We start from the raw sequence: 10,674 nt of genomic DNA on the forward strand, positions 1-10,674 counted from the left end.
GAATTGGGTGGGGGGGACAAAAACCCGATGTCGGGCAAAGACCGGACAGTGGGCTATAACCCTATAGGGAGTTTCCGGGAACAACGTCCATGACCAGTCAGACCACCACCCTCCTGAAAGAAGAGGGCGATATCCGCCTGAGCTCGCGCAAACAGCCGTTCAATCTGCTGCGCTGGTTCTCGCTGATCAGCATGGCCGTGATCGGCACGGTGGTCGTGGCGCTGGGGGCGGTGTCGACGCGGTTCGTGATTACCGAAAGCGTGCAGCGCGATGCCTTGCTCACCTCCCAGTTCATTCAAGCGATTGCCTCCGCCGAGGTGCGCCATGTCTCGATCCCCAACGTGCGAACCATGGGCGAGCTGCTGGACCCGCGCAAGGACAGGGATTTTCCTGACGTTGATCCGATGGCCCGCGCCAGTGCCCGTGGTGAATTCCTCGACCATATCCATCATTTGCCAGACGTGATTCTGGCGAACATTTATGCCCCTGACCGCATGGTGATCTGGTCCACCAACCCGGCACTGATGGGCACCACGATCCATGCCGACGAAGACCTGGACCAGGCCTTCGCTTCCAAGACTCCAGTGTCGGCCAGTTATCACAACGTCGACAAAAGCCGCATGGAGCAGAAGTTCATCACGCCCCCGGACTACATCTTCATAGAGAATTACATCCCGCTGTTCGATGCCGATGGCAATACCGTCACGGCGATGGTCGAGATCTACAAGGAGCCCAGGGACCTGATCGATCGCATGGAGCGCGGCCTGGTACTGATCTGGCTGGCCACGGCCCTGGGCGGCGGACTGATTTATCTCGGGTTGTACTGGATCGTGCGCCGGGCAGCCATTTTGCTGGCAGTGCAACAAAAACAACTGATTACCAACGAAACCTTCGTGGCACTCGGGGAGATGTCCTCGGCGGTGGCCCACAGCCTGCGCAACCCATTGGCGACCATACGCTCCAGCGCCGAACTGGCCCTGGAGTTCGACACTGGCCTGGCCCACAAGAACATCAACGACATCATCGGTCAGGTGGATCGCATGTCGAAGTGGGTCAGGGAATTGCTGCAGTCCTTACGCCCGCTCAATGATGACGCCGAGCCGGTGAACCTGGTGGCGGCCCTGCATGACAGCCTTATGGCCTTCGAGCATCAGATTGCCAAGGCCGGTGTGCAGGTGGTGTTCGAGCCGCAGGAGACGCCGATGGTGTTGAGCCAGCAGGTGCAGCTTACGCAGATCCTCAACAGCCTGTTGGCCAATGCCGTGGAAGCGATGGAACGGGGTGGCACACTGACCATTACCCTGGAGCCGACCGATACCCGGGGCATTGGCGTCGCCGTGTGCGACACCGGCAAAGGCATGAACGAAGAACAGCGCCGGATGGCGTTCCGCCCATTCTTCACCACCAAGCAGGGCGGGCTGGGTGTCGGGTTGGTGCTGGTGAAGCGGATCATGGAGCGTTTCGGCGGCGGGGTAAGCCTGGGTAGCCGTGAAGGCGAGGGCACTTGCGTCCGTCTGTCGTTCAAGCGGATTCCCTGAACATGGGTGTGAACTTTCCCCGCTAGCGGGTACCAGGACCCAGTCGTTTCGCCGGTCGGGGTGCATCGTTGTTGATAAGCCATTGTTTTGTTAGGTGTTAATGCTTTTGTATAAAAGTGTTATGGATCTGGCGAGCTCCTTGCAAAGCCACCACCACCTCCTTCATGACGTCGAGGCGGCTGGTGATGGACAGAAACGCGCGGCCCCCCTGCAAGTGGTTCGGACTCCTGACACCTTTGAGCGTCCTCCTGACAATGACGCTCGGCACCACGACGCTACAGGCCAGCCCGATCGTTGACGAGCGACAGCCAGAACCTTCCGACCCCTCGGCATACTACGATGAACCGGCTGACGAAGCCGCGGCGCTGAACGCCATTTTGACCCTGCCCGAGGCCAACGCAGATTCCTTCGATTTGCCCGACGGCGTCAAAGGCAGCCGAGACACGACGCGCACGGAAAACATCCTGTCGCCTGCCATGCAGACCAGTTTCAACTACCCCACCAATGGCAAACCGAGCCCTCTCTTTGGCGCTCAGCCGTTCACTCAGCAGATGGTGTTGTTTGAGGCGTTCGGCCCGGACCTGGTCGGCGTGACGCGCCAACGGGATCTGGCCTGGCTCAACCGCTGGATTCGCGAACCGGACCGCATGCTCGCTGAAAAGGACCCGCTCGCGCTGGCACTGTTTGAACGCTTCGACAAAATCCCCATGCCCAATCTGCGTCTGGACGAGAATGCTGCGCAGTCAATTCTTGGGTTTTTGCAGGAAGAAACCGATCGCCAGCAACCGCTACAAGCGGCGCAGGTGCCATAGCGGCGAAATACTATCAGTGAAGCCGTCGACCACGATCAATGCCACCTACACTGATCCGAAACATGACTGAAAAGGCTTGATGCAAGCACCCTGGACAAGACCCATGCAGATACTGGAACAACAAAAAGTACCTGCGCCGGACGCCCCGGCAGCAGAAGGCCAAAGTCGAAGTGGACAGTTCAATCTGCTGCGCTGGTTTTCGCTGGGAAGCTTTCTCATCATTGCGGCGGTGGCGATGGGGTTGGGTTATGTGTCCACGCGGTTTGTTGTCGATGAGAGCATCGAGCGTGATTCCATGCTGACTGCGCAATTCATTCAGGCCATCGGTGATGCGGAAATTCGCCACGCCGGCATCACCCTGAAAAGAACCATGGGCGAGATGCTCGATCCGCGCGAAGACAACGCCTATCCCGACGTAAACCCAGGTGCCCGTGCCGCTGCCCGCATTGAGTTTCTCGATCACGTCGAACACTTGCCGGACACGCTGTTGGCGGTGGTGTATGCCCTGGATCGCACGGTGGTCTGGTCGACCAATCCACAGATGATCGGCATGCGCGTCGAAGGTGATGAAGAACTGGACGAATCCTTTGAAATGAAGGAGCCGGTCTCCACCAGCTATCACCAGATCGACGAGGAACGTCCCGAACAGATGCTGTTGCGCGAGCCCAAGTACCTGTTCATCGAGAATTACATCCCGATGTTCAATGCCGACAAAAGCAAGGTCATTGCCATGGTCGAGATCTACAAGGAACCGGCGGACCTGGTGGAACGCATTCAGCGTGGCTTCAAGGCGATCTGGCTGGCGACCTTGCTCGGTGGCCTGCTTATCTACCTAGGGCTGTTCTGGATCGTGCGGCGTGCGTCCGTGTTGCTGCAGAGCCAGCAAAAACAATTGATCACTAACGAGACCTTCGTCGCCTTGGGAGAAATGTCCTCGGCCGTCGCCCACAGCTTGCGCAATCCGCTGGCGAACATACGCTCCAGCGCCGAACTGGCCCAGGAAATCGCCAGCCAGAGTGCGCAGAAAAACATCGGCGACATCATCAACCAGGTCGATCGCATGTCGCGCTGGGTCCGGGAGTTGCTGGTGTCGTTGCGGCCGATAAACGACGACTCCGAAATGGTGGACCTGGTGCTGGCCATTGATGACACCCTGAGCGCTTTCGACGCGCTGATCCGACGCTCGAACGTGGAGGTGCGTTTCACGCCGCAGACCTGTCCACCGGTCGTCAGCCAACGGGTGCTGCTCACCCAGATTCTTAATAGCCTGATTGCCAATGCCCTTGAGGCCATGCCCAAGGGCGGTTTGCTCAGTATCGGTATTGAGCACCCCAGGCCCGCTCAGGTGCGGATGACCCTGAGCGATACCGGCAAAGGCATGACCAAGCAGCAGCAACAGATGGTCTTCAAGCCGTTTTTCACCACCAAACAGGGAGGGTTGGGCGTTGGCCTGGCCCTCGTCAAACGAATAATGGAGCGTTTCGAAGGCTCGGTCGAACTGACCAGCCAGGAGCAGGAAGGAACCCGCGTCTGTCTCAATTTCAAAGTGGCAACGGGAGGGGAATATGGAGCACAGCATACTGCTGGTCGAGGATGATGAACTCCTGGCCGAGAATATTCAGACCTACCTGGAGCGCAAAGACTTCGAGGTGACGGTCTGCCATTCGGCTGAAGAGGCGTTGGATAAACTGGGTACGTTCACCCCTGATGTGGTGCTGACCGACAACTCGCTGCCGGGCATGAGCGGTCACGACCTGATCCAGAAGCTGCGCATCAGCGCGCCGGATCTGAAGGTGATCATGATGACCGGCTACGGCAACGTCGAAGATGCCGTGGTGGCGATGAAAGAGGGCGCTTTTCATTACGTCACCAAACCGGTGGCCTTGCCGGAACTCAAGCTGCTGCTGGACAAGGCCCTGGCCACTGATCGAATGGAGCGCACGCTGTCGTTTTATCAGGAGCGCGAGGCGCAGAAGTCAGGCGTACAGGCATTGATCGGCGAATCGGCGCCGATGCAATACTTGAAAAACACCATTACCCAGTTGCTCGACGCCGAGCGGCGCATGGCCAACACCGACCTGCCGCCCGTGCTGGTGGAAGGAGAGACCGGTACCGGCAAGGAACTGGTGGCCCGGGCGCTGCACTTCGACGGTCCGCGCAGCAAAGGTCCGTTCATTGAATTCAACTGCGCGTCGATCCCTTCCAATCTGGTGGAGTCGGAACTGTTCGGCCACGAGAAGGGCGCCTTCACCGACGCCAAGGACCGTCGAGTTGGTCTGGTGGAAGCGGCCGATGGCGGCACGCTGTTCCTCGATGAAGTCGGTGAAATGGACCTGCTGCTGCAAGCCAAACTGCTGAAGCTGCTGGAAGACCGAACCATCCGCCGGGTCGGCTCGGTCAAGGAACGCAAGGTCGATTTGCGGGTAATCAGCGCGACCAACTGCAACCTCGAACAAATGGTGCAACAGGGCAAGTTCCGTCGTGACCTGTTCTTCCGTTTGCGCATTATTTCGATCAAGGTGCCGCGCCTGTATGCCCGCGGCGCCGATATCCTGCTGCTGGCCCGGCATTTCCTGGCGATCCACGGCAAACGCTATGGCAAACCGCACCTGCATTTCAGTGACCAGGCTGAAGAGTTGCTGCTCAGCTACAGTTGGCCGGGCAACGTGCGTGAATTGCGCAACATGCTTGAGCAAACCGTGTTGTTGGCGCAAAGCGATACGATTGCCGCCCATCAGCTCAACGTCTGCCTGAGCCTGGTGGATGATCCGATCGTGCTGCAAGAACCCCAGCACCACGAACCGCGACCGGCCTACAACGGCACCGAGTCGATGAACCTGCCGGAAGTCGAGCGCGACATGGTGCGCAAGATGCTCGACAAGACCGACTGGAACGTCACCAAGTCCGCACGCTTGCTGGGCCTGAGCCGCGACATGCTGCGTTACCGGATCGAAAAGCTCGGCCTCGCACGCCCGGACAAACGCCAGTGGTGAGGTTTATTGCAACGTTGCCCCCTGACGGATGAGGCATTCGAGCACGCATGTGGGGTCGAGGACTTCCTGGTTGACGTAGACGCCACGTACCGGATCGTAGGAGCGGATGAATACCCGGACTGAGGCATCCGCGACGGTCGGTAATATTGAGTCGTGGAACTCATGCTGGCTGGCAATCGGGATGAAATCCTGAGGTGCGGTCGGGATGTATGACCGAGGCGGCACGGTGCTCAGGGAGGGCGGCACCGGGTGGGCGAAGGGCTGGTCGGCCCCGTAATAATTGAACTCACTGCTGTAGTCAGTGGTGGGTGTCAGGATATCGTCCGCCTGGGCGCCGGTGAGGGCGGTCAGGCTGAGGGCGAACAACAGCGTCAGATCAGTTTTTTTCATGGCAACACCTGCGAAATCGGTTTTCCCGCACTTCCCCAAGGCCATTAACTATAGCTGCCCTACGGGCACGCGTTCGCGGCGCCCGGATTACAACATTCCAACAAACGCCCAATGGGGTTTTTCAGCACCCTGATCTAGACTCGTGCCGGTCAACAATGACCCGGATTCTGGAGTGTGCAATGGAAATGCCGACCAAAAAAAATGCCATCGCCAGCAACCGCGATGCCTGGAACGACTCCGCCCGACACCACAAGGACGCGCCCGATTGGCAGGCTCTGGTGGAGGCGGTCAGTCATCGCGATTTTTGCTGCATCGATGACACACTTCGCGGTGTACTGGAGCAGGTCGGCGTCGAGGGCAAGGACGTGGTGCAACTGGGCTGCAACAACGGACGGGAAAGTCTTTCGCTGTTTGCGCTGGGGGCTCGCAGCGTGGTGGGCGTCGACCAGTCCGACGCGTTTCTCGATCAGGCGCGGGAACTGGCTGGACTCTCACCCCATGAGCCCGAATTCATCGAGGCCGACATTCATCACCTGCCGGCTGAATTGCATGACCGCTTCGACGTGGCGCTGATCACCATCGGCGTCTTGAACTGGATGCCCGACATCGGCGAATTCTTCCACCATGTCGCGCAGACCCTCAAGCCCGGCGGTGCGTTGGTGGTGTACGAAACCCACCCCTTCCTGGAAATGGTCGACCCCGAGGCCGCCGATCCCTATCGTCTGGACAGCTCGTACTTTCGCAGCGAGCCGTTCGTGCAGGACCAGCCGATCGTCTACGAAGGCAAAGTCGACCAGCACACCGCGTCGTCCTACTGGTTCGTCCACACCCTGGGCGCCATCTTCACCGGCGCCATCGAGGCGGGACTGCAGATCAGCCATTTCAAGGAGTACCCGCATTCCAACCGCGAGGAACTCTATGACCGGTATGAGCGGCAGACGGCGCAGTTGCCGTTGTGTTTTACGTGGGTGGGGGTGAAGCGCTGAGACCGAGTCGCGCCCATCGCGAGCAGGCTCACTCCTACATTGGATCGTCGTCGAACACGAAATACGCATGCGCTGAGGATCTACTGTGGGATCGTCGTCGGACACAAAATTTTCGTGCGCTGAAAATCCACTGTAGGAGTGAGCCTGCTCGCGATAGCTCTCTGTCAGTCACATCAATGCCGAATGTGCCGCCGCCATCGCGAGCAGGCTCACTCCTACATTGGATCGTCGTCGAACACAAAATCTGCGTGCGCTGGAGATCCAGTGTGGGAGCGAGCCTGCTCGCGATAGCTCTCTGTCAGTCACCTCAATACCGAATGTGCCGCCGCCATCGCGAGCAGGCTCACTCCTGCATTGGATCGTCGTCGAACACAAAATCTTCGTGCGCTGAGGATCTACTGTGGGAGCGAGCCTGCTCGCGATGGCCGCAACTCGGTCTGTCTATCGGATATCAGGCGCTAGCCGCCCCTGTTACCACTGGCCGTCCCGGTTTGCGCAGCGGATCAAGCCGTGAGCCGGTGTAGCGGGTTTCGCGGTAGAAGCGCCAGAGTCCGAACAGGCCGTAGACGTGGGTAACGCGACCCTGTTCGTGGTAGCCCATGCGGATGTGCAGCTTCAGGGCAGGGATGTTGTGGGTTTCGCAGACGTCCACCACCTTGTTGCAGCCTTGGGCTGCCATTGCCGCCCAGAGGTCTACCTGAGCATCCACCGACAGGCTGGTGCCGAAGTAGGGGCGGGCCATTTCGCCGCCGAACTCGAAGAACTCACCAGGTTTGACCGGGAACCAGCAGCCGTAATAGTGACGGTCGTGGTAGTCGCGGACGCTGCCCCAGATGAACGCAACAGCGTGGCCTTCTTCGTCCAGATACATGTGCCCGGTGTGACCCTCGGTGGCGAGTTCGGCCATGGTCCCGACGCGGTCACCAAAATGCTTGCCGAAGGCGCTGGCGTTTTCGGGGGTGATGGTCACCATGCGCAGTCCCGAATAAGGACGCAGTTTGTGCGGCGGTACCGGGCTGATCAGGTCCCGTTCCATCCATAAAAGCTCCCAATGAAAAAACACGTAGCGTTTCCACAGCGTGTTGAACGTGCGGCTCAGGCCCTTTTGTTTTATGCGTTCGCGAAGCTTTTCGATGATGCTCATGACGCTCTCCTTAGCCTAAGCCAGGGTGTGGGTGGAAACGCTTTTGATGGGTATAGATCAAGCTTGAAAGTTCATATCAAAGCGCCAGCTTTGAATGTGTTGCAACGTATGTAACTCATTCGAGCGCGGCTTCACCGGTCACCAAATGGCTGTTCAAAACACCATAGGACGCCCGCGGCACACCGTGAAGACGCCGCTCTAGAACAAGGGTTAGAGACTCTTCTGGCTGCAAATAGGCATCACCGAAATCAGCGCCAAGCTGAGTCGGATGAGCCACGATTTCCAGCACACCATCGGTCGGCATGGCCTCATTGCGCAGGTCCACCGGTGTGCACACATAATCCGCAGTCACACCCGCCAGGCTCTGCAAACGACTGTTGAGCAAGGTTTTGAACACGCGCTTGGGCAAGCTCAGGTTTTGCCCCAGATTGCGCGCAAGGCGCACGGCCACCCCTTGGCTCGCGGCGAAGCGGGCGACGATCTCACCAATGGGCCAGATGTTGTGAACGTGTTGATGGGAATCGATGTGGCTGGGCCGTACACCGTTGTCCACGCAGCGTTGCCATTGGGCGTTGAGCTCCTCCAGCACTGCGTCGCGGTCCCCCCGGCTGAGCCAGAGGCGATGGCGGGACAGGTTGAGATCGAACACCCCATGGCTGTCACAGAAGTTCCTTCGACCCAGAATCGACTGACTCAACGGACGCCCATACGTGAGGTTGAAATGCAGGCCGATCCGGTCCTTGAGCAACGGATGCTGGGCCATGACGCACGCCGCTTCGAAGGCCGGCATATTGGCCATGGCCGTGGCGGAGCTGATCACCCCCGCCTGGAAGGCGCCCAGGATTACCGCGTTTTCGCACGGGCTGAGACCGAAATCGTCAGCGTTGACTATGACTTGGCGAGGCATGGTCGCCCTCCCTGTTTGTGTCGGTTGGCTTCGTTGCTTTGACCGCTGCGGCAACGGGCGCCGGTGCAGTGGCAACCGTCGCTGCTGCCCGTTTGGCTTGCCATTTCTGCAACAAGGGTTTGAGCCGCTGCCAGAGTCTCAGGGCCAGGCCCAGCGCCAGACCGCTGGGGCGCCAGGAATAGAAACTCCAGCGCCAGTGTTCGAGTTGCCCGGTCATGCGTTCGTGCAGTTGATGGCTGGAATTTTCCAGGCTCACCCGCGAGGCATCGATCCAGCGCCAGTGCTCGTCCAGCCCCCAGCGAATCCACTCGTCGAGCAGCACCCGACCGCTGCCCAGATCGGCGTATTGCGGCAGGAACGCCAGGTTGTAATCGTACAACCGGCCTTGTTCCAGCAACCCGAGGCGGTAGCTGATGCAGCGCCCGTCCAGCTCCAGCACCACGACCCGCACCAGCCCCTGTTCGGCGAGGGCGGTGAAGGCTCGGTCCATCCATTGTCGGTGACGTTCGTCGGCGAAAATCCCGACGCCTTCATCGCCTTTCCAACTGACCGCTTCGACTTCACTGATGGCCTGCAACAACGGGCCCATGGTCGACGCATCGGGGGTGATCCGTCGAACCTGGGCACCACAGGCTGCGATGCGTTTGCGTGCGCGGCGCAGTTTATAGCGGGGGTCACCCGAAACTTCCTGGTGGTCCGCGTCGCTGATCACGTGCACCGGCACCCGACAGCTAAGGCGCCGTTCACCGGTCGAGCTGTGCGCCATCCACTCGGTCAGCACGCTTTCTTCGCCGACCGGTTCCGACAACTCGTTGAGTTGCAGCAGGGCATGGGGAAGTTGTCGGCGGATCTCGATCAGTGCCTTGCGGATATTCTCCGAGTCCGTTTTTGCAAGGAGCGCGAGGCGGTCGGCAAGTGGGTAGCCAAGGTGATGCAGCACGCGAAACGGCAGCCTGGCGAAACGCTCGACGGAGGCCACCAACGGCAAACACAAGACCAGCTCATGACCCTGCCAGCCGAGCAACACATGCAAGCGTTGCCCGGTGGTCAGAGCCTGTTCGGATGCACGCATCCAGGCCAGTGTGTTGAACGGTGTGTGGTCCGTCACTCGCAGACGCAACGCTTCATAAGCCGTTTCCGGGAAATCAGCGGCGCACAACGAAGTGCGCCATTCGAATCGTGCTGCCATAGGGTCAGCTCACCGCTGCTGTGGCGGGTTCACGTGCCGGTTTGCGCAAGGCATCCAGGCGTGAGCCGCTGTAATGGGTTTCGCGGTAGAAGCGCCAGCGACCAAACAGCTCGTAGACGTTCATGATCCGCCCTTGTTCCTTGTAGCCGGTGCGTATGTGCAGCTTGAGGGCAGGGACATTGTGGAACTCACAGACATCCACCACCGTGTGGCAACCCTGGGCAAGCATGGCTTTCCACAACTCCGTCTGCAGGTCCATCGAGAGTGCGGTGCCCCAATAGGCACGGGTCAGCTCGCCGCCGAATTCGAAGAACTCGCCTTCTTTCACCGGAAACCAGCAGCCGTAGTAGTGCTTGTCGTGATAGTTGCGCGCGGCGCCCCAGATGAAGGCCACCGCATCGCCCTTGTCGTCCAGGTGCATATGCCCGGTGTAGCCTTCACGGGCCAGTTCGGCCATGGTCTCCACGCGGTCACCGAAGTAACGGGTGAACGCCACGGCGTTTTCCGGGGTGATGCGCACTACCTGCAGCGGCGGGTAGGGCCTGAGTTTGTAAGGCGGCACCGGAGTGACCAGATCGCGCTCCATCCACAACAGTTCCTGATGGAAAAACACGTAGTGCTTCCAGATTTTACTGAGGGTGGCGCGCCAACCTTTTTGTCTGATGTGTTGGCTGAGTTTCTGCAAAACGCTCATGTTATTGACTCCTGACGGTCT

Annotated in this window: 9 protein-coding genes and 2 pseudogenes; 6 read left to right on the plus strand and 5 right to left on the minus strand. The window is 59.4% G+C overall.

Annotated features, from left to right (window positions below; all coding sequences use genetic code 11):
• Positions 1-89: 89 nt before the first annotated feature.
• The 5 genes and pseudogenes from FHL16_RS19735 to FHL16_RS19750 all read left to right on the plus strand — a co-directional run bounded on the left by FHL16_RS19735 (position 90) and on the right by FHL16_RS19750 (position 5,343).
• Positions 90-1,538, plus strand: a complete 1,449-nt coding sequence (locus tag FHL16_RS19735; protein ID WP_077749038.1) for a sensor histidine kinase — start codon at positions 90-92, stop codon at positions 1,536-1,538.
• Positions 1,539-1,723: 185 nt separating this feature from the next.
• Positions 1,724-2,134 (plus strand): annotated as a pseudogene (locus FHL16_RS34060) (copper oxidase); the annotation flags it as partial.
• A pseudogene (locus tag FHL16_RS34065) lies at positions 2,108-2,350 on the plus strand (SCO family protein); the annotation flags it as partial. The pseudogenes FHL16_RS34060 and FHL16_RS34065, both read left to right, overlap by 27 nt.
• Positions 2,351-2,453: 103 nt before the next feature.
• Complete coding sequence (locus FHL16_RS19745) at positions 2,454-3,947, plus strand: sensor histidine kinase (RefSeq protein ID WP_077749040.1); 1,494 nt, start codon at positions 2,454-2,456, stop codon at positions 3,945-3,947.
• A complete protein-coding gene (locus FHL16_RS19750) occupies positions 3,916-5,343 on the plus strand; it encodes a sigma-54-dependent transcriptional regulator (protein WP_077749041.1) in 1,428 nt (475 codons plus the stop codon). Before FHL16_RS19745 ends, FHL16_RS19750 begins: the two co-directional genes overlap by 32 nt.
• Before the next feature lie 3 nt (positions 5,344-5,346).
• On the opposite strand, the gene FHL16_RS19755 is transcribed toward FHL16_RS19750, so the two are convergent.
• Positions 5,347-5,733, minus strand: coding sequence for a hypothetical protein (locus FHL16_RS19755; RefSeq protein WP_077749042.1), 387 nt, complete (start codon positions 5,731-5,733; stop codon positions 5,347-5,349).
• A 179-nt stretch (positions 5,734-5,912) separates the two neighbouring features.
• Here FHL16_RS19755 and FHL16_RS19760 point away from each other — a divergent pair, with 179 nt between their 5' ends.
• On the plus strand, positions 5,913-6,719 hold the full coding sequence (locus tag FHL16_RS19760; protein WP_077749043.1) for a class I SAM-dependent methyltransferase: 807 nt from the start codon (positions 5,913-5,915) through the stop codon (positions 6,717-6,719).
• 451 nt (positions 6,720-7,170) lie between these two features.
• On the opposite strand, the gene FHL16_RS19765 is transcribed toward FHL16_RS19760, so the two are convergent.
• From FHL16_RS19765 to FHL16_RS19780, 4 genes are all read right to left on the minus strand, one after another.
• Positions 7,171-7,863, minus strand: a complete 693-nt coding sequence (locus tag FHL16_RS19765; RefSeq protein WP_077749045.1) for an N-acetyltransferase — start codon at positions 7,861-7,863, stop codon at positions 7,171-7,173.
• Positions 7,864-7,978: 115 nt separating this feature from the next.
• The gene (locus FHL16_RS19770) at positions 7,979-8,770 is read right to left on the minus strand and encodes a ChbG/HpnK family deacetylase (protein WP_077749046.1); all 792 of its coding nucleotides are present in this window, start codon (positions 8,768-8,770) and stop codon (positions 7,979-7,981) included.
• Positions 8,742-9,959: a GNAT family N-acetyltransferase gene (locus FHL16_RS19775; protein WP_077749047.1), complete on the minus strand. Its 1,218-nt coding sequence runs from the start codon at positions 9,957-9,959 to the stop codon at positions 8,742-8,744. The genes FHL16_RS19770 and FHL16_RS19775 overlap by 29 nt, the downstream gene beginning before the upstream one ends.
• A 4-nt stretch (positions 9,960-9,963) precedes the next feature.
• Positions 9,964-10,653 carry an N-acetyltransferase gene (locus FHL16_RS19780; RefSeq protein WP_077749048.1) on the minus strand — a complete coding sequence of 230 codons (690 nt, stop codon included), beginning with the start codon at positions 10,651-10,653 and terminating at the stop codon, positions 9,964-9,966.
• Between the last annotated feature and the right edge of the window lie 21 nt (positions 10,654-10,674).

This window comes from Pseudomonas sp. FSL W5-0299 (assembly GCF_005930655.1).
GTDB lineage: Bacteria > Pseudomonadota > Gammaproteobacteria > Pseudomonadales > Pseudomonadaceae > Aquipseudomonas > Aquipseudomonas mandelii.

What these genes read in the sequence shown, in the direction of transcription:
- FHL16_RS19735 (WP_077749038.1), top strand. Translation starts at nt 90, where the DNA reads ATGACCAGTCAGACCACCACCCTCCTGAAAGAAGAGGGCGATATCCGC.
- FHL16_RS19745 (WP_077749040.1), top strand. Translation starts at nt 2,454, where the DNA reads ATGCAGATACTGGAACAACAAAAAGTACCTGCGCCGGACGCCCCGGCA.
- FHL16_RS19750 (WP_077749041.1), top strand. Translation starts at nt 3,916, where the DNA reads ATGGAGCACAGCATACTGCTGGTCGAGGATGATGAACTCCTGGCCGAG.
- FHL16_RS19755 (WP_077749042.1), bottom strand. Translation starts at nt 5,733, where the DNA reads ATGAAAAAAACTGATCTGACGCTGTTGTTCGCCCTCAGCCTGACCGCC.
- FHL16_RS19760 (WP_077749043.1), top strand. Translation starts at nt 5,913, where the DNA reads ATGGAAATGCCGACCAAAAAAAATGCCATCGCCAGCAACCGCGATGCC.
- FHL16_RS19765 (WP_077749045.1), bottom strand. Translation starts at nt 7,863, where the DNA reads ATGAGCATCATCGAAAAGCTTCGCGAACGCATAAAACAAAAGGGCCTG.
- FHL16_RS19770 (WP_077749046.1), bottom strand. Translation starts at nt 8,770, where the DNA reads ATGCCTCGCCAAGTCATAGTCAACGCTGACGATTTCGGTCTCAGCCCG.
- FHL16_RS19775 (WP_077749047.1), bottom strand. Translation starts at nt 9,959, where the DNA reads ATGGCAGCACGATTCGAATGGCGCACTTCGTTGTGCGCCGCTGATTTC.
- FHL16_RS19780 (WP_077749048.1), bottom strand. Translation starts at nt 10,653, where the DNA reads ATGAGCGTTTTGCAGAAACTCAGCCAACACATCAGACAAAAAGGTTGG.